The organism is Actinospica acidithermotolerans (assembly GCF_018139625.1).
GTDB lineage: Bacteria > Actinomycetota > Actinomycetes > Streptomycetales > Catenulisporaceae > Actinospica > Actinospica acidithermotolerans.
In genome coordinates, this window is record NZ_JAGSOH010000062.1 from 1 (window position 1) to 21927 (window position 21927).

Genomic DNA, 21927 nt, shown 5'->3' on the forward strand with positions numbered 1-21927 from the left:
GTCGAGGAAGAGGAACCTGGCCAGGTTCGGGGGGCGGCCGGAGGAGGGGTCCGCGAAGACGGGGGACATCAGCGCGCGGCCCAGGCGGTTGCAGCCGAGGATGTCGAGACGGCGGTTGCGGGCGTAGGCCGGGACGGTCGCCATGGCGTCGATGACGCGCTGGACGCTCGGGCGGACCCTGGGCCGGACCGCGTTGCGGGAGCCGCCGCCGCGGGTCGCCGCCCGGGCGTGGCCGCCGGAGCCCGCGTTGACGGCGTTCGCCAGGTCGAACAGGTGCGCGCGCTCGGCCTCGTCGAGCTGCAGGGCCCTGGCCAGCGCCTCCAGGACGCTGTCGGAGACGCCCTTCGCGTTCCCGCGCTCCAGCCGCACGTAGTAGTCGACTGACATCCCCGCCAGCAGCGCGACCTCCTCGCGGCGCAGCCCGGGCACGCGCCGGTTCCCGCCGTACAGCGGCAGTCCGGCCTGCTCCGGGTTGAGCCGGGCCCGCCGGGAGCTGAGGAAGTCGTGGAACTCGGTGCGTGCGTCCATGCCTCCCACGGTACGTCGGAGCATTCCTCGATAAGGGGGTAACAGTTTTACCTGGCTGAACGCGCTGCCCGCCGCGGGGCCGCTGGAAGAATGGAGGGCGCCACACCCGTTCAGCCCACTGCCTAGGAGCAGCATGCCTACCGTCAACGCGTACGCCGCGACCTCGGCGACCGGACCGCTCGGACCCGTCACCATCGAGCGCCGCGACCTCGGCCCGCACGACGTCAAGATCGACATCCAGTTCTGTGGCATTTGTCACTCCGACATCCACACCGTCCGCGGCGAGTGGGGCGATCGTCCCTGGCCGCTGGCGCCGGGCCACGAGATCGCCGGCGTCGTCAGCGCGGTCGGTGCGGCCGTCACGAAGCACGCCGTCGGTGACCGGGTCGGCGTCGGATGCCTCGTCGACTCCTGCCGGGAGTGCGCCAACTGCAAGGCCGGCCTCGAGCAGTACTGCTCGCGCGGCATCCAGACCTACGGCAGCGTCGACCGCGACGGCACGATCACCCAGGGCGGCTACTCGACACAGGTCGTCGTCACCGAGGACTTCGTCCTGCGCATCCCGGACGGCATCTCCCTGGACGCCGCCGCGCCGCTGCTGTGCGCCGGGATCACGCTCTACTCGCCGCTGCGGCACTGGAACGCGGGCCCCGGCAGGCGCGTCGCCATCGTCGGTCTCGGCGGCCTCGGCCACATGGGCGTCAAGCTCGCGCACGCGCTCGGCGCCGAGGTGACCGTGCTCTCGCAGTCGCTCAAGAAGGAGAGCGACGGCCGCAGGCTCGGCGCCGACCACTACTACGCGACCGGCGACCCGGCCACGTTCGAGCAGCTCGCCGAGAGCTTCGACCTGATCATCAACACGGTCAGCGCGTCGGTCGACGTGAACGCCTACCTGGGCCTGCTCGACGTGAACGGCACCCTGGTCAACGTCGGCGCCCCGCCGCAGCCGCTGCCCGTCGCCGCGTTCTCGCTGATCCCGCGCCGCCGCTCGTTCGCCGGCTCGATGATCGGCGGCATCCCGGAGACGCAGGAGATGCTCGACTTCTGCGCCGAGCACGGGATCGGCGCCGACATCGAGGTCATCCCGGCGGAGCGGATCAACGAGGCCTTCGAGCGGGTCCTGGCCTCGGACGTGCGCTACCGCTTCGTGATCGACGCCTCGACGATCGGCTGACCGAGCGGCGGATCGGTCGGCCGTCGCGGCGGTTGACGGGGCCGACGGCAACTACGGGACGTCGACGGACATTGATGCGCGTCGTCACGGACGCCGTTACGGTCGTCACGGACGCCGTTACGCACGTCGTTACGACTTCTACCGGACATCCCCGGACGTCCCCAGGACGCTCCAGGACGTCTACGGGATGTCCGCGAGTGTCAGCAGGTGGTCGACGCTGGCCCGCGAGCGCTTGTGCGCGTACATCTCCCGGTCGGCCTGGTCGAGCAGTTCCTCGGCCCGGCCGGCCGGCGAAGCCGCGCCCTCCGGATCGCCCGAATCGCACACGAGGCCGAGCGAGGCCGACACCTCGAGCCGCAGGCCCATCGTCTCCACCGGTTCGGCCGAGAAGGCCTCGTCGATGCGCTGCATCAGTTTCGGCGCGTCCGGCTCCCCGACACCGGCGGCGATCATGACGAACTCGTCGCCGCTGTTCCTCGCCACGCACGCCAGGTCCGCCAGGTTCTCGGCCAGCCGACGCGCCGTCACCCGCAGCACCTCGTCCCCGACACTGTGGCCGTAGGTGTCGTTGATCTGCTTGAAGTGGTCCAGGTCGCAGAACACGACGGCGACGGGCGTGTGCGCGGCGAGCAGCTCCTCCAGCCGCTCCCGCAGTTGCACCCGGTTGGCCAGGCCCGTCAGCGGATCTCGGCGGGTCTCCGAGCGCAGGTGCGTCTCCCGCGCGCACTGCTCGGTGAACGCGGCGTGCAGCGCGGCCTTCTCCCGCTCCAGCGTTTCCATGGCCTGCAACGACTCTTCGTGCCGCCGGGCGTTGAGGATCGCGATCACCGCCTGCTCGGCGAAGACCTCGACGATCTCGTTGACCCAGGGCGCCGGGATTCGGCCGCCGAGCGGCTGGTCCATCGACAGCATGCCCACGAGCTCGCCGTCCGGTGCGTAGAGCGGCGCGTTGAGCTCGTAGTGCGGCAGCCAGGCGTCCGGGACGTCGAGCGGCACGAACTCGGGCCAGACGGTCGTGATGCCGGCGGTCGTCTCCGGCCCGGATCGAAAACGGAGGCTGCCCCACGCCTCGCCGCCCTTGAGATGCTCTTCGAGCGCCTTGCGTCCGCAGCTTGTGTTGAGTAGCCCTGAGACGACCTCGTCCGAGCCGACGACGGCGATGGTGTCCAGTTCGGCTGCGTACGCCTGCCGCGCTACCGTGACCGCGACCTCCTGATAAGGGGTCGACGAGGTCACTCCTTCGGCGATCGCGTACAGAGTGGCCTGCAGTCCGATCGCCGTGTGCACGGTCATCAGCGCACGCTGGACGGGTCCGAGTGCCGACAACGGCATCCGCACATCCGCGCCCGCGCCTTCGTCCACCGCACCGAGCTCCCTTCACCCACAGCTGTACGCATTGGTTGGGTGTGGTCACTCTACCCTCGGATTCGAGTACCGCGGGTTACTACTGCTGCGTAGCCCAGCGTCCGGACAGCGCGGATTCCAGCTGGCTCCGCGCGGCGCCGAATTCGCGCAGGATCGCGTCGATCCCGGCCTCTTCGTCCGCCAGCGCGCGCTTGACCGCGTTGCCGACCAGGGTCAGGTGGACCGACGCAGCGAGCTGCGGGCGCAGGTCCGTCGCCGGATCGACCCCCTCGCGCTCGGCGAGCGTGCGCGCGAGCACGTCCTGCTGCTCGCGGATGTTCCGCAGGTACGCGGCGAGCAGCGGCGGGGTGTTCTCGATGAGCTTGACGACGCGCAGGTAGATCGACGCGGCGTCCGAGGCGGCCTGGTCCTCGCGGTACGTGCTGAGCACGGCGGTGAACGCGTTGTGCAGCGCCGCGAAGGGCGGCTCCCCGGCGGGCCGGGCGCGCACCTCGTCGAGGAAGCTCTCCGAGAACTCCTCGCCGAGCCGGACGACCAGCTCCTCCTTGCTCGCGAAGTAGCGGAAGAAGGTGCGGGCGGCGACGTCCACGGCGTCGGCGATCTCGCGGACCGTCGTCTGCTCGTAGCCCTTGGCGTCGAACAGCTCCAGCGCGGCGCGGATGAGCGCCTCGCGGGTCTGCTGCTTCTTGCGCTCGCGCCGGTCGGGGCCCGCGGCCCGGGGCGGGGATTCGGACGACGGCTCGCGCATGGCCACAGGTTACCTTGACGTCGCCTGGTGTCAATTGTCCTTCATTGACAAGTGTCATCGAGTGCCATAATTTGGCGGAGGTCAGCCGTCAGCCGTCAGCCGGACGTCCCGAGGGGAAGCATCGTGAGCCAAGAGGTGGAAGCCGCCGAGATCGCGGGCCGGCAGGCGGGCGCGCCGCCGCGCGGCCTGCGCGGCAGCCCGAAGTGGACGCTGCTGGCCGCCGCCCTCGGCGTGATGATGGTCGGCCTGGACGGCACGATCGTGGCCGTGGCCAACCCGGACATCCAGGCCAAGCTCGGCGCCTCGCTCGCCGACATCCAGTGGATCACCAACGGCTATCTGCTGGCCCTGGCCGTCACGCTGATCACGATCGGCAAGATCGGCGACCGCTTCGGCCACCGCAAGGTGTTCCTGACCGGCATCGTCGGCTTCGCGGCGACCTCGGCCGGCGTCGGCCTGTCCGGCTCGATCGGCAAGAGCATCTCGCTGATCATCGCCTTCCGCATCCTCCAGGGCCTGTTCGGCGCGATGCTCCAGCCGACCGCGCTCGCCCTGCTGCGCAACACCTTCCCGGCCGAGAAGCTCAACGGCGCCATCGGCATCTGGGGCGCGGTGATCGGCGCGTCGACCGCGGCCGGCCCGATCGTCGGCGGACTGCTCGTGCAGCACATCAACTGGGAAGCCTGCTTCTACATCAACGTCCCGGTCGGCGTCGTCGCGCTCCTGATGGGCCTGGCCGCGCTGCGCGAGACCCCGCCGTCGCACGCTCGCTCCTTCGACGTACCCGGCATCGCGCTGCTCAGCGGTTTTCTGTTCCTGCTCGTCTGGGGCCTGATCAAGGCTCCGGACTACGGCTGGGGCGACGGGAAGTCGATCGGGTTCTTCGCCGGTGCGGTCGCCGCCCTGGTGCTTTTCATCGTCCGCGAGTCGACGGCCCGCGAGCCGCTGCTCCCGCTGCGCCTGTTCCGCTCGGTCTCGCTCTCGGCCGGGACCGTGCTGGTGCTGTGCCTGATGTTCGCGATGTTCGGCGCGATGTTCTTCATGACCTTCTACCTGGAGAACGTGCACGGCCTCGACGCGATCGACACCGGTGTCAGGCTGCTGCCGCTGACCGGCATGCTGATCGTCGGCTCGCCGCTGTCCGGGTTCGCCATCACCAGGTTCGGCGCGCGCATACCGATGGTCATCGGCATGCTGCTCGCGGCGGGAGCGCTGTTCGGGCTCTCCCGGATCACGACGACCTCCGGCCTGAACGAGACGATCGTCTTCTTCGCGATGCTCGGCCTTGGGCTGAGCCCGGTGATCGTGGGCGCCACCGAGGTCATCGTCGGCAACGCCGAGGTCGAGCTCGCGGGCGTGGCAAGCGGACTGCAGTCCACCGCGATGCAGGTCGGCGGCACGATCGGGACCGCCGTGCTCGGCGCCGTCATGTCGGCGAAGGTCGACAACCTGCTGCCGCAGCGCTGGACCGCCGCGCACCTGCCTTCGCTCACGTCGGCCCAGCTGGCAGAGGTCAAGAGCGCCGCGACGGTCGGCGTGGCACCGGTGACGTCGAGCACCTCGGCTCAGGTCGCGGCCGGCATCACCGAGGTCACGCACTCGACGTTCATCAGCGGCATGTCCGCGTCGTTCCTCGTCGCGAGTTTCGTGGCCGTCGGCGGAGCGCTGATCGCGCTGCTGGCGAAGTCCGGCGGGAACTCGACCGAGGGCGCCGTCTCACTGCACTGAGGCGTTGGCCGTGTCATCCGTTCAAGCTGACGGCCGGAGCCCGGCGAGGCGCCTCGTCACCCGCTCGATCTCCCGCCGCATGCCCAGCCTCCGAAAGATCTCCAGCGCGTCGTCGAGATGCCTGACGGCGTCGCCGGCCTTGCCCTCCAGCACCAGGCACTCGCCGATGCCCCCCAGGGCCAGCGCCTCGTCGTCCGGCTGGGTGACCTCTCGGGCCATCGACAGCGCTCTGCGAAAGAGGGGCAGTGCCCGTGCGTGATCTCCCGTGTGTGCCAGGATCGCGGCCTGATGGCCGAGCGCCCACGCCTTGTTCGAGCGCGAACCGAGGTCGCGGAAGACCTCAACCGCCCGATCGACGTCCCGCAACGCGCCCGGGCCGTCTCCGGTCGCGGCGCGTACGTCGGCGAGGTAGGTGAGCGAGTTGGCCTCGCCGAAGCGGTCGCCGAGCTCCCGGTAGATGTCTGGGTCGTCAAGGTTCCCGTGCCGGCCATCCGCGTCCGGGCGAGGCGGAGACTCTCGTGAACGGTCTCCCGGGACTGCCCGTATTCATGAATATGGCTCCTGAGAAGCGCCCGGAAGGCGACGACCAAACCCGCTTCGTCTGGGATGGCGGCGAGGTCGCGCAGGCGCCGGCCGCTGACGCTTCGGCGAAGGCGATGGCCAAGCCGAAAGCGAAGGCCGAGCGGGAGAGCAGGCCCAAGACGCCAAAGCCGAAGGCGCCGACGCCGAAGACGCCCGCCGACAAGGGCGGCCGTCTGGCGGTGTCGCCTGCTCGCGTCTTCATCGCCACCGCGGCCGTGCTGCTGTTGGCCGGCGGCACGCTGGGCATCGTCGAAATCAGCTCGCAGAGTTCCGGGAGCAAGGCAGAGGCGGCGGGCGATCCGGCGTCGTCCGGGCACGTCTCCGGACTTGCTAGCCCGACGGCCCCCGCCACGCTCCCGGTGAGTCCGACCGCCTCGACGCGATCGCCGAGTCCGTCGAAGAGCCCCACTGTCGCCGCGTCCTCGACACAGGCGGCGCAGGAAGCAACCGTTGCACCGTCGCCCTCGACGTCGGCAGCGACCACGGCCTCCGGACCGAAGCCGCTCGGCGAATGGCTTCTCGGCAGCAACGCGCTCGACTCCGCTGGCGGCCACGACGGCGTTGCGTCAGATGTCTCCTTCTCCAACGGCGCCGCCGTGCTCAGCGGCTCGATCAGCAGCTACATCGCGACGTCCTCGACCGTGCTGAACACCGGCACCGGCGACAGCTTCACCGTCTCCGCCTGGGTCGACCTCACGGCCGCTCCCACCTCCGCCTCGCTGGCGTCGACAGCCGTCAGCCAGGATGCGAACATCAACAGCGCCTTCTACCTCCAGTACTTCGGCGGCACGGCCAACTGCTGGTCCTTCACGCGCATGGACACCGACACGGTCCTGTCCAACGGCAGCCGCGCCGAGTCCATCAGCACGCCGCAGTACAACACGTGGACGCACCTCGTCGGCGTCTACAGCGCATCGACGAGCGCTCTCTACCTGTACGTCAACGGCACCCTGGAAGGCACGGCCAAGGACACCACGCCCGTCGCCTCCTCCGGTCCACTCATCATCGGCCGCGCCCGCTACGACAAGAAGGCCTCGGACGCTTTCACCGGCGCCATCAAGGACGTTCAGGTCTTCAATGCGGCTCTGTCCGCCTCCGAAATCGCGGCGATCAAGTAAGCCATCAGCCAGCGCCCCGCCTTCCGGCCGCTGGGCGTCACCCGGATGGCATCCCACGCGGCGCGCGTGCGCCGAGCTCCGCATGCTGGAGTGGTGACCCGCTACTCGCGCGTGCTCTGCGTTCCGTGCCACAGCGTGGACGCGGTGGTCGACGCCCTTGTCGCGATCGGGCCGAAGACCGCGATCGTCGACGTCGAGCCGATGATCGCCTACTGGGACACGGACCAGGCGACACTCGACGCGGGGCTGCGCGATTTCCTGGACGCCGCGGCAGGCCGGGTTCCGCCGCGGTGCGACATCGTGTTCGCCACCAACGCCCTGCGCCGGCCGTCCTCGGGCCCGACCCGGCCCGGTCGGCGCATCGGCTACGTCGCGGACGCCCGCAAGCCGCTGACCGTCGCGCGGTTCCTCAAGCTGGCCGGGCCGGGGGTGGTCGTGGGCGACCAGATCGCGACGGACGGCGTTCTGGCCTGGCGTCTGGGGTTCACCTTCGTGTACTACAACCCGGGCGGCCTCGAGCTGCCGCGCGGCCCGCGGCTCATGCGCGCGCTGGGCCGTCCGCTGGAGCGCCCGCTGTTCCGGAATCCCTGAGGCCCAGCGCCTCCCGGACCAGCACCCGCCACGGCACTCGCTCCGCGGGCACGTGCACGCCCGGCCGGTCCCGCGGCACCACGACGCGCAGGGCCAGCGCACGGATCTCGCACCGCACGGGCGTGGGCAGCACCACGGACTCGCCGTCGATGCCGACCGCGATGCTCGGGGCGTCGGCGTCGATCACCACCTCGCGGGCGGTGAGCCGGGTCAGCGAACGACTCTGGCCACGCCGGGTGAGCAGCGCGGCCGCCTGCGCCTGGGAGTCGACCTTCACACCGATCACGCCGAGTACGCCCTGGTCGAGCCTGGCCCGGCGGCTGAGCCCGGCGATGTCCCCGCCCTCGTACGGATTGTTGCTGACCAGTACAGCCTGCGGCGCGCTGAGCACGGACCGGTCGCCGTCGTGCAGCTCCAGGCGCGGGCCGCTGTGGCCGGAGATGAGGTCGGGCAGCGTGCGCAGGGCCGTCCCGGCCTTGTCGTCGCGGTAGGCGGGACTGCGGACCACCTCGGCGTACGCGCCGAACGAGGCGTTGTTGACGAACGGGCGGTCGTTGACGAAGCCGAGGTCGATGCGCATCTCGACGCCGTCGTGCAGGGCGTCGAGGCAGTGCGAGGGGTCTTCGCGGTCGAGTCCGAGGTCCATGGCGAAGTGATTGCGGGTGCCGGCCGCGATGACCAGCATCGGCACGCCGCGCCGTGCCGCGACCGCCGCGACCAGCGCCTGAGTGCCGTCACCGCCTGCGACGCCGAGGAGATCGGCGCCGTTGTCGACCGCGTGCTCGGCCAGTTCGGTCACGTCCGCGTGCCCGGTGGCCGGGAGCAGTTCCACGTTCGCGCCGAGCTCGCTGGCCTTCTCGGCGAGCTTGAACCGCACGACCTTTCCGCCACCCGAGCGCGGGTTCATGATCAAGTACGCGTGCCGCGGCGGAACGGCCGGCCGGGTCTGCGGTTGTGCGGCCTCCGAAGACGGCTGCCCGGCACCCTGTGAGGCCCACCATGCGAAGGCGGCCAGCACGACGCAGACGATGACCTCGAGCAGCAGTCCGGTCACGATGTAGGCGATCGTCACAGCGATGGGCACCGCGATCAGTACCAGCGCGGCCAGCCAACGCCGCCAGCCCCGATGCGCCAAGAACATCCACACGCCGCCTGGCAGCAGCGCTATCCCGATGAGTCCGACGACGAGCGCCGCGAGACTGTGCACCGCCCCGGCCGCAACGATGATCGCGACGATCGCAGCCAGCGCGAGCAGCGCGCAGCGCGCTAGGAGCCGCTGCCGCCGGTCCACGGGTCGGCGCGACGGCTCCCTGCTGTCTGGGACGACCACGACGCCACCTTTCGGCCCCTTGCCCGCGCGCCGATCACGACGACTCGGCGGCGGACGGGCAGCCGGAGCCGGCTCCGGCCGTGGCGACCGCTGTCGCCAGTGCGGCGATCTGGGGCTTCACCTGGGAGAACGCCTGAGTGGCCGACACGCCGCTTGGCAGACTGCTCAGGGCGGCGACGAGGGCGGAGTAAGCCGCCTTGATAGCCGTGATCTTGACGGACGCGGCGCCCTTGGCGTCCTGGGCGGCCTTGGTCAGGTTGTTCTGCGCATCGGTGATGATCGACTGCACCTCGTTGGAGGTCACGTTGCTCAGGTCCAGGGACTTGAGCTGGGTGACGTTGTTGCGCAGCGCCTGGATGTCGTCGCAGTACGCCGCGCTCGCGGTCCCGTTCGTGGCCGCGCTGGTGGTGGCCGAGCCGGTCGGCGTGGAAGTCGACGAGGAAGTACTACTGCACGCCGCGCTGGTCGCCAGCACGCACGCGAGCACAGCGGCTCCCAGGTTCCGGGTGAGTCTGGTGGCCGGGGAACGGCGCGGACCTACGGGCTCCCGATGCATTGCGCAGCCTCCGGATGTCGGATCACGGCCGATTCGCGGCCGTAGTCGCCAGTTTCTGGTACCCCGAGTGCGGTCACGAGGCGGAGCGTCCAGCCGGGTGAGGGTCACGCGGTCGACTCCCGCAGCACCTCCGAAGTGCGGTGCCCGACCACGCGGACGGCGATGGCGACGCCGAGGTCGAACAGGCCGAGCAGGATCAGCCAGAGCCCGATCAGCCGCGCGAGCGCGATCACCGACTCCGTCGGATACCCCAGCACGAGGATCCCGGCCACGAGCGTGAGCCCGCCGATGGCGACGCGCGCTCCCCGATGCGGGGTGCTGCGGTCGGAGATCGACGTGTAGATCATCAGCACGCCGCCGATCAGCCACAGCGCGCCGACGATCAGGGCGAGGACCGTGACCGTCTGCAGCTGGTGCCGCAGGCACAGGACGCCGGCCAGGATCGACAGGAGCGCGAAGAGCGCCGGCAGCACGCCCGCGCCGTGCCGCGAGTGCTCGGACCCGACCGCCATGACCAAGCGCACGACGCCGACCGCGATGAACTGCACGCCGATGACGATCGCGAAGACCCGCGCGGTCTCCTCCGGCCAGGCCAGCACGATGATCCCGGCGGCCAGCGTCACCAGGGAGCCGGCGAGCGCCCAGATCCAGCTGCGGCCGACCGCGGACAGGACCTCTTCGGCATCGGCACCACTGGATCCACCTGCGTTCACACTCACGACGACTCCCCTGGTCGAGCGCTTGCGACGGCCGTCGCGCCACCCGCTCGCGCCGGACATCGTCGAACGTCGCCAGTCTGGTCCGCCCGCTGAGCGGCCGCGTCACCCCGCACGGGTGATCCGGGGGCGGCCCGCCCGGCAGCAGGCAGGGGGCGCGGTAGGGGCCGCGTCGGCGACCGTCCCAGGGCTGCGAATTCTGAATGAGGATCAGGGTTTTTCCATCGGAGGTCACGGCGTGCCGGGCTCGTTGACCTCGGTGAACAGGCCACCCTGGGCGGCGGCGGAGCCGGCCGTGCCGCCGCCTCGGCCGCGCAGGACGTAGGCCAGGCCGACCGCGATGACGGCGCCGGCCACCGGGCCCGCGACGTAGACCCAGTAGTCGGTGAAGTTGGTGGCGACCAGGTCCGGGCCGAAGGTCCGGGCGGGGTTCATCGAGGCGCCGGAGATGGGGGCGCCCCAGAGGCCGGCTACGGCGATGTAGCCGCCTACGCCGAAGGCGCCGATGATGCCGACGTTCTGGGCGCCGGAGGCGGTGCCCAGGATGACGCTGACCAGGACTCCGGTCAGCACGAGTTCCATCCAGAACGCGTTGACGGCCGAGTAGCCGTGGGCGGGGTAGTTGGAGCCGTACCGGGCCGAGACCTTGACCACGCCGCGCAGGAACAGCGCCGCGAGCGTGGCGCCGGCGAGCTGCGTCACCACGTAGCCCGGCACGCGCCGCCAGGGGAAGTCGCGGCGCAGCGCGAAGGCGATGCTGACGGCCGGGTTCAGGTGGGCGCCGGAGACCTTGCCCATGAACAGGATGATGGCCATGACCATGATGCCGGGGGCCACCACGGCCGCGGCGTTGCTGATGGCGCCGGGGAAGGCCTTGCCCATCATCCCGCCGCCGGCGGCGACGAGGACGAGGAAGAACGTGCCCAGCAGCTCCGAGACCAGGCGGCGCCATTCCTGGCGCGGGTCCGCGAAGTCCTCGATGCGCTGGACGACGCTCTGCTCGTAGCGCGCGATCAGGCCCGGCGGCTGGATCCGCGGCTCGGGTGGGCGCGGCTCGGGCGGGCGCTGCTCGGTCATGGTGCCTTCCTCGCGGGGCGACGGATGCGCGGGTCCTTTGCGCGATCCCTCCATTACCCGGCGGGTGCGGCCGGACAGCAAATCAGCGGCACCCATTCGATGGGTACCGCTGAGGTGTCCTAGCTGGTGCGCCGTCAGGGACTTGAACCCCGAACCCGCTGATTAAGAGTCAGCTGCTCTGCCGATTGAGCTAACGGCGCGCAGCCGGTCCGCTGCGCGGCCGGTGCTTGGAACAACATACCCGATCCGGGGGGAGCGGGGCCAATCAGTACCGGCCGCCCGCTCAGCCGGCGGCGAGTTCCTCGGCGATCGCGGCGGCGAAGGCGTCGATGTCGGCCTCGGTGGTGTCGAAGCAGGTCATCCAGCGGACCTCGCCGGTGTGCTCGTTCCAGGTGTAGAAGCGGAAGCGCTTCTGCAGCCGCTCGGTGACGTGCTTGGGCAGCACGGCGAACACCTGGTTGGCCTCGACCGGGCGGGCGATCTCCAGGCCCTCGACGCCCGCGACCTCGCGGTAGAGGCGCTGGGCCATGTCGTTCGCGTGCCGGGCGTTGCGCAGCCACAGGTCGGTGCCGAGCAGGGCGGCGAACTGGACCGAGATGAAGCGCATCTTCGAGGCGAGCTGCATCCCGGCCTTGCGCAGGTACTTGACTGTGTGCACGGCCTCGGGGTTGAGCACGACGATGCACTCGCCGAGCATCAGGCCGTTCTTGGTGCCGCCGAAGGAGAGCACGTCGACGCCCGCGTCGGTGGTGAACTCGCGCAGCGGCACGCCGAGGGTCGCGGCGGCGTTGGCCAGGCGGGCGCCGTCCACGTACAGCTTCATGCCGAGGCCGTGCGCGTGGTCGGCGATGGCCCGGATCTCGTCCGGCGTGTAGCACGTGCCGAGCTCGGTCGTCTGGGTGATGGCGACGACGGCGGGCTGGGCGCGGTGCTCGTCGTCGAAGCCGTACGCCTGACGGTCGATCAGCTCGGGCGTGAGCTTGCCGTCGGGCGTCGGCACGGTGAGCAGCTTCAGGCCCGCGACCTTCTCCGGCGCGCCGCACTCGTCCACGTGGATGTGGGCCGACTCGGCGCAGATCACGGCCTGCCAGCGGTCCGTCATCGCCTGCAGCGCGACGACGTTGGCGCCGGTGCCGTTGAACACCGGGAACGCCTCGGCGCGCTCGCCGAAGTGCTCGCGGAACACCTCCTGGAGGTGCTCGGTGTACACGTCCTCGCCGTAGGAGGTCTGGTGGCCGCCGTTGGCGAGGGCGATGGCTTCGAGCACCTCGGGGTGCACGCCGGCGTAGTTGTCGCTGGCGAAGCCGCGGGAGTCGGGGGAGTGCAGGCGGGAGATGGCCACGGGAGTCTGCTGTCCGTTCGGTGGGGGTCGGCTGATCAGGCGGCGGCGGTGATGCCGCGGGTGGAGGCGATCACCGGGCGCATCTTCTTCTCCAGGGCCTCGTAGAACATGGAGAGCGGGAACTCGTCCGAGAGCACCAGGTCGACCAGCCCCTTGTTCGGCCCGTCGAGCGGGAGCACCTGCGCCCACGGCTCGGTGCCCGGGTGGCCGGCGAGCCCGCGCGCCCAGGTGGAGGCCGGGTGCGGGGTGACGTACTCGGCGACGAGCTCGTACGCGGCGATCCAGTGCGCGGTCTTCGGCCGGTCGATGCCGTCCCGGTAGAGCTTCTCGACCTTGGCGCACAGGTCGATCACGGCGGGGGCCACGGCCTGCCAGTCGATCGTCAGCCGGTTGTCCGTCCAGCGCAGCACGTCGTTCTTGTGCAGGTAGGCGAACAGCAGCTGGCCGCCGAGGCCGTCGTAGTTGCGGACCCGATCGCCGCTGATGGGGAAGCGGAAGATCCGGTCGAACAGAATCGCCTGCTGCACGGCGCGGGCCTGCGCCAGCCCCTCGCCCTCCAGCCGGACCGCCTCGCGGAAGGTGTTCAGGTCGCAGCGCAGCTCCTCGAGGGAGTAGAGCCAGTACGGCATCCGCTGCTTGATCATGAACGGGTCGAACGGCAGGTCGCCGTGGCTGTGCGTGCGGTCGTGGATCATGTCCCAGGCGGCGAAGGCGTCCTGCGCCTTGCCCTGGTCGCGCAGCAGCTCGGCGACCTCCTCGGGCAGCTCGAGCCGGGTGATCTCGGCCGCCGCGGTGATCACGGTACGGAAGCGGGCCGCCTCGCGGTCGCTGAAGATGGCGCCCCAGGTGAACTTGGGCACCTCGCGCTTCGTCGAAGACGTGGCGGAGCCAACCGCCACGGTCTCCGGGAACAGCACGGCGGAGTTGGTGTCGTAGCCGGCGGTGAAGGCCTCGAAGGAGATCGAGAGGAACTGCGGGTTGTCGTAGCGGGTGGCCTCGAGCTCGGCGAGCCAGTCCGGCCAGAACACGCGCAGCACCACGGCCTCGAAGTTGCGGTTCGGGTTGCCGTTCTGGGTGTACATCGGGAACACGACGAGGTGGCGCAGGCCGTCCACCCGCTGCGTGTCGGGGCGGAAGGCGAGCAGCGAGTCCAGGAAGTCCGGCGTGCCGAAGCCCTCGTCGGCCCAGCGGCGCAGGTCGGCGAGCAGTGCCCGGTGGTACTCGGCGTCGTGCGGGAAGGCGGGGGAGAGCTCGCTCACCGCGTCGGCGATCGCGTCCACGGCCGCGCGGGCGGTCTCCACGTTGCCCTCGCCGGGTTCGACGGAGCCGTCCTTGGCCTGGACCGTGCGCAGCTGCTCGACGGCCTCGGCCAGCCGCGGCCATGCGGGGAATTCGATCGCGACGGCGGAATCGTCGCGGTCCAGGACGGCTTCTGCAATCTTCGCCATGACCCGGCTCCTTCCATAGAATTTACGTCTTAGGCGTATGTCTTCGGTAAGAATTGTCGCCGATCAAGAGTAAGACGGCAAGGTGCGGGCATGGCACCGGGGTCGGCGCCGCGCGGAGACGCAGGTCAGGAGGTTGTCGGTGGGCCGGCCGTGCGGCGGCGGCCGGTCAGCTGTGCGGCAGCGCGAGGTGGGCGGTCCAGCCGGGGATGAGCCAGTGCGCGCCGAGCAGGGCGGCGCCGAGCGCGACGACGCCGAAGAAGAGGACCCAGAGCAGGCCGGGCACGCCGGTGAGCCTGGCGAGCTGGTCCGCGTCCGACTGCGGCGCCCGGCCCCGGCCGCGCTGCCACTGCAGCTCGAAGACCGGCCGGACCCCGCCGAACAGCAGGAACCAGACGGCGAAGTAGGCGAACGCGGCCTGCACCTGAGCGGTCGCGTACCAGGTCACGCCGAACACGAGCGCGCCGGTGGCCACCAGCGCGAGCACGCCGTACCAGTTGCGGATCATCAGCAGCATCAGCCCGAGCAGCGCGACGCACGCCCACAGCAGTGCTGTTATATGGCCGGTGCCGAGCAGCGCGGCGCCGGCGAGGCCGAGCAGCGCGGGCGCGACGTAGCCCGCCAAGGCCGTGAAGACCATGCCTGGGCCGTGCGGCTTGCCGTACGAGACGGTTACGCCGGAGGTGTCCGCGTGCAGTTTGATGCCGCTCAACCGGCGGCCGGTGCACACGGCGATCAGCGCGTGGCCCCCCTCGTGCGCGATCGTCACGGCGTTGCGGGTCAGCCGCCAGACCGGCTGCGGGACGACGGCGACGAGCGCCGCGCCGGCGGATGCGAGCAGCAGCGTGTGCGTCGGATCCGTCTGCGTACCCGTGATCTCGTGCCAGAGTTCGGTCAAGCTCGTCACAGCCATGCGGGACACCCTAGGGCAGTCGAATGAGAAGAGGCGGTGCGCAACCGTGTGACGCGCGTTGAATCCGGTCCGTTATTGAGCCGTCTGATTCGCGACCGCTTGGGTGCTCGCGTTCGAGCCCGAGCTCGTCGCCGTGGCGTCGGTGACCTGGACGAGGGCGTCGTACGTCGCCAGGTCGCACTGGCCGAGCGTGGTGTAGCCGACGCTGTAGTTCTGCTGGAACTCGGCGATCGCGTCCGCGGTGGCCGAGCCGTAGTAACCGGTCGGGTCCGGTGCCGCCGCGTAGAGGGAGTACTCCGGGAGCACGTACATCCTGCGCCGCCACGGCTGCAGATAGCCGATGGTGTCCAGCAGGCTTTGGACGTCGGTGGTCTCCTGCTTCCGCGCAGTGGTGCCGTACTCTCCCTGGTAGAGGGTCTGCCAGTCCGCGCTGGAGGCGATCGGCGCGTCGGGCGGGGATATGGAGGCCGCCGGGTCCGTGCCGCTCGCGGTGGCCGAGGCCGAGGAGCCTGTCGTGCCGGCGGTGCTCGACGCCCCGGCCGGGCCCGTCGTCCGGCTCACCGCGACCGGGTCCACATCCGCCGTGGAACGCGAAAGGCTCGGCGCGGCGCTGGCCGACGTCGAGCCCGTGCCCAGGGGATGCGCCCCTCCGTGGGCGGAGTTGGTGCTGGGGGCCACGGGTATCGCGCCGCTCGCGGGCAGCGAGACGGATTGGCTCGCGGAGCCGTCGGAGGACAGGACCAGCGCGCCCGCGGTGCCGACCGAGAGAGCGGCGGCCACCGCGACGAACGCGGCGATCCTGCCCAGCCTTCTCGGCCCGCTGTGCCGCCCCCCGGCGCGGGACTCCTGCGGGCGCGCGGAAGCGGCCGAAGTGCTCGCGAACGCGGGCGCGGCGGAAGCGGCGGACGTCGCCCTGGCGCGCGGCCCGGTGGTGGCCAGTGCCGCGCGGATCTCGGCGATGTTCAGCGGGACGGTGAGGTCCAGAGGGCCTTCCGTCGCCGCCGTCTCGTCCAGCGCCCGCCGGGCCGCCGCGGCCTGCCCCGGGAATCCGGGTCCTGCTTCGGTCGGCTCAGAGGTCTGGGTTCGGTCCAAGGGTCCTCGTAGGGAGAGTGGGTAGAGCAGCCGTGGGCCAACCGGACGGTACCGCATTACGAAGGCAAATATAAGACCGGCGGATGCTGGCGCGGCGCTTCTCACAGATGGTATTGCCCGGACGGAGTGCCCGAAACGGGTGGTATCCTGCTGCCATGCGAGCTGTACGCCTGCTCCTTAGCCGGCCGCGCTGACGGAAGTCCTCTCAGCGTGGCGACCCCTCCTGTGCGAGGGGTTTTTTCATTGGCGGGCGGCGTCCGCAGACCTACTCGACGTGAGGGAAGAGCGATGGAGCAGAGCACGGCCGCGGCGGCCGGGGACGAGCCGGCGCACCGCTACGGCGCGGCGCTGGCCCGCGGGATCGAGGCGCGCTGGCAGGCCTACTGGGCCGAGAACGGCACCTTCGAGGCGCCCAACCCCACCGGCACGCTCAAGGGCCACGTGTCCGAGGCGAAGCACAGCTTCATCATGGACATGTTCCCGTACCCGTCCGGCTCCGGCGTGCACGTCGGGCACCCGCTGGGCTACATCGCCACCGACGTCTTCGCCCGCTACCAGCGGATGAACGGCTTCACGGTGCTGCACACGCTGGGCTTCGACGCCTTCGGCCTGCCCGCCGAGCAGCACGCGGTGGCCACCGGCGAGCACCCGCGCACCTCGACCGAGGCCGCGATCGCCAACTACCGGCGGCAGCTGGGCCGGATCGGCTTCGGCCACGACCCGCGCCGCTCGATCACCACGATCGACCCGGCGTACTACCGCTGGACGCAGTGGATCTTCCTGCAGATCTTCAACTCCTGGTACGACACCCGCCGCGAGAGCGCCCGGCCCATCAGCGAGCTGATCGCCGAGTTCGAATCCGGCGCGCGCCCGACCCCGGACGGCCGCGGCTGGGCCGAGCTGTCCGGCATCGAGCGCGACGAGCTGCTGGGCGAGTACCGGCTGGCGTACGCCAAGGAGGTCTCGGTCAACTGGTGCCCGGGCCTGGGCACCGTGCTGGCCAACGAGGAGGTGACCGCGGACGGGCGCTCCGAGCGCGGGAACTTCCCCGTTTTCAAGTCCAAGCTGAAGCAGTGGATGATGCGGATCACCGCGTACGGCGACCGGCTGATCTCCGACCTGGAGCCGCTGGACTGGCCCGAGGCGATCAAGCTGCAGCAGCGCAACTGGATCGGCCGCTCCGAGGGCGCCCGCGTCGACTTCCCGGTCGACGGGCACGCGATCACCGTCTTCACGACGCGCCCGGACACGCTGTTCGGCGCGACGTACATGGTGCTGGCTCCGGAGCACGACCTGGTCGACGCCGTCGTCCCGGCCGCGTGGCCCGAGGGCACCCCGGAGGCGTGGCGCGGCGGCGCGGCGACCCCGGGCGAGGCGGTCACCGCGTACCGCGCGATGGCCGCGGCCAAGTCGGACGTGGACCGGCAGGCCGACGCCAAGACCAAGACCGGCGTGTTCACCGGCGCCTACGCGACGAACCCGGTCAGCGGCGAGCAGGTCCCGGTCTTCATCGCCGACTACGTGCTGATGGGCTACGGCACCGGCGCGATCATGGCCGTTCCGGCGCACGACACCCGCGACTTCGCCTTCGCGCGCGCCTTCGGCCTGCCGATGCGCTGCGTCGTGGAGCCGACCGACGGCCGCGGCGAGGACGTCGCGACGTGGGACGACGCGTTCGCCTCGTACGACGCGCTGATCGTCAACTCGGCCAACGCCGAGGTCTCGCTGAACGGCCTGGGCGTCGTCGAGGCGAAGGCCCGGATCACGCAGTGGCTGACTGAGAAGGGGATCGGCGAGGGCACGGTCAACTTCCGGCTGCGCGACTGGCTGTTCAGCCGGCAGCGCTACTGGGGCGAGCCGTTCCCGGTCGTCTACGACGAGGAGGGCGTGCTGCACGCGCTGCCCGAGTCGATGCTGCCGGTCGAGCTGCCCGAGGTCGAGGACTTCTCGCCGCGCACCTTCGACCCGGACGACGCGAAGACCGAGCCGGAGACCCCGCTGTCCCGGAACGCCGACTGGGTCAACGTCACCCTGGACCTGGGCGACGGCCGCGGCCCCCAGCGCTACCGCCGCGAGACCAACACCATGCCCAACTGGGCCGGCTCCTGCTGGTACGAGCTGCGCTACATCGACCCGGACGACGAGAACGCCGTCGTGGACCCGGTCAACGAGCGCTACTGGATGGGCCCGGACAGCGGCAAGCCGAACGGCGGCGTGGACCTGTACATCGGCGGCGCCGAGCACGCGGTGCTGCACCTGCTGTACTCCCGCTTCTGGCACAAAGTGCTGTTCGACCTGGGCTACGTCTCCTCGAAGGAGCCGTTCCACAAGCTGTTCAACCAGGGCATGATCACGGCCGACGTCTACCGGGACGCCCGCGGCTTCCCGGTCCCGGCGGCCGAGGTCGAGGAGCGCGGCGGCAAATACTACTGGGACGGCGCCGAGGTCTTCCGCGAGGCCGGCAAGATGGGCAAGTCGCTGAAGAACTCCGTCTCCCCGGACGACTTCTGCGACACCTACGGCGCCGACACGCTGCGCGTGTACGAGATGTCGATGGGCCCCCTGGAGGTATCCAAGCCCTGGGACACCAAGGCGGTCTCCGGCGCGGTGCGTTTCCTGCAGCGCGTCTGGCGCAATGTCGTGGACGAGGAGACCGGCCTGCCGCGGGTGACCGAGTCCGAGCCGGACGCCGAGACGCTGCGCGCGGCGCACCAGGCGGTCGCGGGCGTCGCCGAGGACATCGCCGGCCTGCGCTTCAACACGGCCATCGCCAAGCTGATCGTGCTGAACAACCACCTGACCAAGCTGGACGCCGTACCGCGGCAGACCGCTGAGACGCTGGTCCTGGCGCTGGCGCCGTTCGCGCCGCACCTGGCCGAGGAGCTGTGGGCCAAGCTGGGCCACAGCGGCACGCTGACCTTCGAGCCGTACCCGGTGGCCGACCCGCGCTACCTGGTCGCCGACGAGGTGACCTGCGTCGTCCAGGTGCAGGGCAAGGTGCGCGACAAGATCCAGGTCGCTCCGGACATCAGCGAGGACGCGCTGAAGGAGCTGGCGCTGGCCACCGACGGCGCGCAGCGCGCCCTGGACGGCCGGGCCGTGCGCACGGTGATCGTGCGTGCGCCGAAACTGGTGAACATCGTACCGGCGTAAGTGCGTATACGCCGATATACGCCGAATGACAGACGACCCGCTCCGCGACCCCGTTGTATCTTCGGGGTCATGGAGTGGGTCGTCAGTCTTGTTTACGCGGGCTTCCTAGCCGGGACCGGGGCGCTCGCGGTCATCGACGTGCGCACCAGGCTGCTGCCGAACCGCATCGTGTACCCGCTCTTCGCCTTCGGCGTCGTCGGGCTGACGCTCGCCTCCTGGCTCGGCCACGAGTGGTGGCGCCTGATCGTGGCCGCGGCCGCGGCAGCGCTGTGCTTCGGGCTCTTCTGGCTGCTGTGGTTCTTCGGCGGCATGGGCTTCGGCGACGTGCGCCTGATCGGCGTGATCGGCCTCTACCTCGGCTGGATCGGGATCTCGGCGGTCGAGGCCGGCGTGCTGCTGGGCACGCTGGTGGCCTCGGTCTACCACATCGGCAAGCTGCTGCTGGGCAAGGCCTCGCGCAAATCAGAGCTCGCCTTCGGCCCCTACCTGATCGGCGGGGCCTGGGCGGCGCTGGCGCTGGAGGCCGTGCTGCTGGCCAGGTAGGGCCGGCGGCACGTCAGCCGTTGTTGATGGTCTGTACTTCCTGGGCGGTGACGGCCTCGTCGGTCTCCGTCGTCGGCAGCGGCTGCGGCGACTGCCATTGACCGCCGTTCCAGGTCACCGTGATGAGCCATGAGGTGAGCACCTTGAGGTTGTAATTCTCCGGGTTCGTGAACGTCACCCCGCACGGCGGATCGCCTTTCGAGCCGGCGTACGGCGTACCGATCGTCCCGGTGGCCTGGTCCAAGGTGCAGCCGCTGTTGTAGAGCACCGAATCGGCGGGGTCGGTGCCGAGCGTGAACGACTCCGCCTGGGCGTTGAGGTTCACGCAGATGGCCGGGTCCTCGGTGAGGCAGATGTCGTTGACGCTGAACGAGGTGTCGGCCGCGTTCGCCCACACCCACGTCGGCAGGTTCACCGTCGACTTCGATCCCAGCGCCGGACTGGCCTGCACTTGGAGCTGGGGCAATTGGACCTTGCTTGCCACGTAGAGCGCCAACTGCTCGGCGGTCACGGTCGGAGCGTCGCCGGTCGTGGGCGCCGCTCCGCCGGTGGGCACCCAGTACCAGTCCTCGGGGAAGTGCTTGGTGTCGATGTCGGAGCACTGCTGCATCTGGGCCAGGGTGTCATCGTCGTTCCAGATCAGGCCCCACCACGTACCGGCCGGGCCCGCTCCGACGTTGTAGCTCTGCCACTTCGGGCCGTCCGTAGAGAGGTAGCCGGGCTTGAGCGGGGCGAGGCCGCCGTGCCCGTTGTCGCCGTTGACGTCGTACTCCTGCTGGAACGCCGAGTAGGTGAGCTGGGAAGAGCTCTGATCGAGCTGCCCGACGGTCGAGTAGAGCTCTTCGGGCGTGTACTCGGGCGCCCACCAGCACGCCGGCGGCGTCCAGCTCGTACCCCCGGTGATCGAGGAGCTGCCCGAGCCGCACAGGTGCTCGGTCTTGGTCAGCGAAGCCCACATGGTGACCTGGCTGCCGGAGACAGACCCACCGCCGCTGGTTCCGCCGCTCGACGTACCGCAGCCGGACCCGGAGTCCGCGAGCGCGGACGGAGCCGAGGCGAACACGGTGAACCAGCCCGACGCCAGCACGAGGCACGCCGCCAGCGCGGCGCGTCCCATCATCCGTCCATGCACTGTTTCGCCCCGTTCTGGGTCAGAAGCGTGTACACCGCCCACAACTGCCCGGCACCCTTGACGAGCTGGCCCTCGCGCAAGGTGTGGTTGGCGGCGGCGCTCATGGTGTTCGGGATCCTCTTACCCGAGGAGAGGTTCCGGTAGGACAGGGCCGTCGAGTCCTCGCAGTACGAGAAAGTTGTCAGCCGGGACCCCGGCTTGCCGATGGTGAAGTCGTAGACCCGGTCGGCGCCGGTCACGCGTTCGTCCTGCTGTTTCCACCAGGCGAGTTCCGCGTTCTCGGTTTTCAGCGCGTCGCCCACGGTCAGCGACCGGTAATTCGCCTCGGCTGCCCCGCTCGAGCTCAGCGCTTCGATATAGGCCTTGTACTGGTCGACGAGGATGGTCTGGATCTGCTCGGCGACGGCCGAACTCTGCGCGGAGGTCTGCACCTCGATGTCCAGGTCCGCCGGGATCTTGAACGTCAGGTTCAGCCCGGCGACCGCGGTGGAGGCGGCGGTGGCGCCGGCCGTGCTGTCCGTCGCCGACGCGGCCGCGCTGCCCGCCCCCGCGATTGCCCCGTTGTGCTGAACGGAACTAGAACAACTATTCAGAGATAGTGCGGCGAGCACTATCGCGAGGGCTGCGATGGAACGCGGGCGCACGGTTCCCCCTGCGGTGGTCTCCGACTCTCACCGGAAGACGCTGTTCGGCACTATTCGACAACTGAGCCGACCCGGATCGTACCCGCGTCGGCGCCCGTTCGGTACCCGGTGGGGCGGTATTCGAACCGGTGCGCTGATAACGATCCGGAT

At 70.3% G+C, this 21927-nt stretch carries 20 protein-coding genes and 1 tRNA gene; 6 read left to right on the plus strand and 15 right to left on the minus strand.

The window, feature by feature from the left end; translation table 11 throughout:
• A partial coding sequence (locus KDK95_RS20215; RefSeq protein WP_212519784.1) for an MmyB family transcriptional regulator occupies positions 1-528 on the minus strand: 528 nt, incomplete at its 3' end.
• Positions 529-661: 133 nt separating this feature from the next.
• Between KDK95_RS20215 and KDK95_RS20220 the strand changes: the two genes are divergently transcribed.
• On the plus strand, positions 662-1702 hold the full coding sequence (locus tag KDK95_RS20220; protein ID WP_212519785.1) for an NAD(P)-dependent alcohol dehydrogenase: 1041 nt from the start codon (positions 662-664) through the stop codon (positions 1700-1702).
• Positions 1703-1882: 180 nt separating this feature from the next.
• On the opposite strand, the gene KDK95_RS37440 is transcribed toward KDK95_RS20220, so the two are convergent.
• Together KDK95_RS37440 and KDK95_RS20230 are read right to left on the minus strand one after the other, a co-directional pair.
• Positions 1883-3064 carry a GGDEF domain-containing protein gene (locus KDK95_RS37440; protein WP_212519786.1) on the minus strand — a complete coding sequence of 394 codons (1182 nt, stop codon included), beginning with the start codon at positions 3062-3064 and terminating at the stop codon, positions 1883-1885.
• An 82-nt stretch (positions 3065-3146) separates the two neighbouring features.
• Entirely contained in the window at positions 3147-3815 is a 669-nt protein-coding gene (locus KDK95_RS20230) for a TetR/AcrR family transcriptional regulator (RefSeq protein ID WP_212519787.1), read from the minus strand.
• A 123-nt stretch (positions 3816-3938) separates the two neighbouring features.
• Here KDK95_RS20230 and KDK95_RS20235 point away from each other — a divergent pair, with 123 nt between their 5' ends.
• Entirely contained in the window at positions 3939-5543 is a 1605-nt protein-coding gene (locus KDK95_RS20235; RefSeq protein WP_212519788.1) for an MFS transporter, read from the plus strand.
• A gap of 21 nt (positions 5544-5564) precedes the next feature.
• Here KDK95_RS20235 and KDK95_RS20240 read toward each other — a convergent pair whose 3' ends face one another.
• A complete protein-coding gene (locus KDK95_RS20240) occupies positions 5565-6089 on the minus strand; it encodes a tetratricopeptide repeat protein (protein ID WP_212519818.1) in 525 nt (174 codons plus the stop codon).
• 2 nt (positions 6090-6091) lie between these two features.
• Between KDK95_RS20240 and KDK95_RS20245 the strand changes: the two genes are divergently transcribed.
• Entirely contained in the window at positions 6092-7243 is a 1152-nt protein-coding gene (locus KDK95_RS20245; RefSeq protein ID WP_212519789.1) for a LamG domain-containing protein, read from the plus strand.
• Positions 7244-7336: 93 nt separating this feature from the next.
• Positions 7337-7834, plus strand: a complete 498-nt coding sequence (locus KDK95_RS20250) for a hypothetical protein (protein ID WP_212519790.1) — start codon at positions 7337-7339, stop codon at positions 7832-7834.
• On the opposite strand, the gene KDK95_RS20255 is transcribed toward KDK95_RS20250, so the two are convergent.
• The 9 genes from KDK95_RS20255 to KDK95_RS20295 form a co-directional block, all read right to left on the minus strand.
• Complete coding sequence (locus tag KDK95_RS20255; protein ID WP_307844498.1) at positions 7782-9164, minus strand: diacylglycerol kinase family protein; 1383 nt, start codon at positions 9162-9164, stop codon at positions 7782-7784. The two genes, KDK95_RS20250 and KDK95_RS20255, sit on opposite strands and share 53 nt — an antisense overlap.
• 34 nt (positions 9165-9198) lie before the next feature.
• On the minus strand, positions 9199-9639 hold the full coding sequence (locus tag KDK95_RS20260; RefSeq protein WP_212519791.1) for a hypothetical protein: 441 nt from the start codon (positions 9637-9639) through the stop codon (positions 9199-9201).
• Between the two features lie 185 nt (positions 9640-9824).
• Entirely contained in the window at positions 9825-10439 is a 615-nt protein-coding gene (locus KDK95_RS20265) for an HdeD family acid-resistance protein (protein WP_212519792.1), read from the minus strand.
• Between the two features lie 228 nt (positions 10440-10667).
• Positions 10668-11513: an MIP/aquaporin family protein gene (locus tag KDK95_RS20270; protein ID WP_212519793.1), complete on the minus strand. Its 846-nt coding sequence runs from the start codon at positions 11511-11513 to the stop codon at positions 10668-10670.
• A 124-nt stretch (positions 11514-11637) separates the two neighbouring features.
• Positions 11638-11713 (minus strand) — tRNA-Lys (locus KDK95_RS20275).
• An 83-nt stretch (positions 11714-11796) separates the two neighbouring features.
• Positions 11797-12855: a threonine aldolase family protein gene (locus KDK95_RS20280; protein WP_212519794.1), complete on the minus strand. Its 1059-nt coding sequence runs from the start codon at positions 12853-12855 to the stop codon at positions 11797-11799.
• A gap of 35 nt (positions 12856-12890) precedes the next feature.
• Positions 12891-14303, minus strand: a complete 1413-nt coding sequence (locus KDK95_RS20285; RefSeq protein WP_212519795.1) for a DUF6421 family protein — start codon at positions 14301-14303, stop codon at positions 12891-12893.
• 166 nt (positions 14304-14469) lie between these two features.
• On the minus strand, positions 14470-15213 hold the full coding sequence (locus tag KDK95_RS20290; protein ID WP_212519796.1) for a M50 family metallopeptidase: 744 nt from the start codon (positions 15211-15213) through the stop codon (positions 14470-14472).
• Between the two features lie 72 nt (positions 15214-15285).
• Entirely contained in the window at positions 15286-16305 is a 1020-nt protein-coding gene (locus tag KDK95_RS20295) for a peptidoglycan-binding protein (protein ID WP_212519797.1), read from the minus strand.
• A 288-nt stretch (positions 16306-16593) separates the two neighbouring features.
• Between KDK95_RS20295 and leuS the strand changes: the two genes are divergently transcribed.
• Positions 16594-19458 (plus strand): leucine--tRNA ligase, encoded by a 2865-nt coding sequence (gene leuS, locus KDK95_RS20300; protein ID WP_212519798.1) that lies wholly within the window; start codon positions 16594-16596, stop codon positions 19456-19458.
• Positions 19459-19527: 69 nt separating this feature from the next.
• A complete protein-coding gene (locus KDK95_RS20305) occupies positions 19528-20001 on the plus strand; it encodes a prepilin peptidase (RefSeq protein ID WP_212519799.1) in 474 nt (157 codons plus the stop codon).
• A 13-nt stretch (positions 20002-20014) separates the two neighbouring features.
• On the opposite strand, the gene KDK95_RS20310 is transcribed toward KDK95_RS20305, so the two are convergent.
• Together KDK95_RS20310 and KDK95_RS20315 are read right to left on the minus strand one after the other, a co-directional pair.
• Positions 20015-21121: a hypothetical protein gene (locus KDK95_RS20310; protein WP_212519800.1), complete on the minus strand. Its 1107-nt coding sequence runs from the start codon at positions 21119-21121 to the stop codon at positions 20015-20017.
• Complete coding sequence (locus KDK95_RS20315; protein ID WP_212519801.1) at positions 21118-21777, minus strand: hypothetical protein; 660 nt, start codon at positions 21775-21777, stop codon at positions 21118-21120. Before KDK95_RS20315 ends, KDK95_RS20310 begins: the two co-directional genes overlap by 4 nt.
• Positions 21778-21927: the final 150 nt, after the last annotated feature.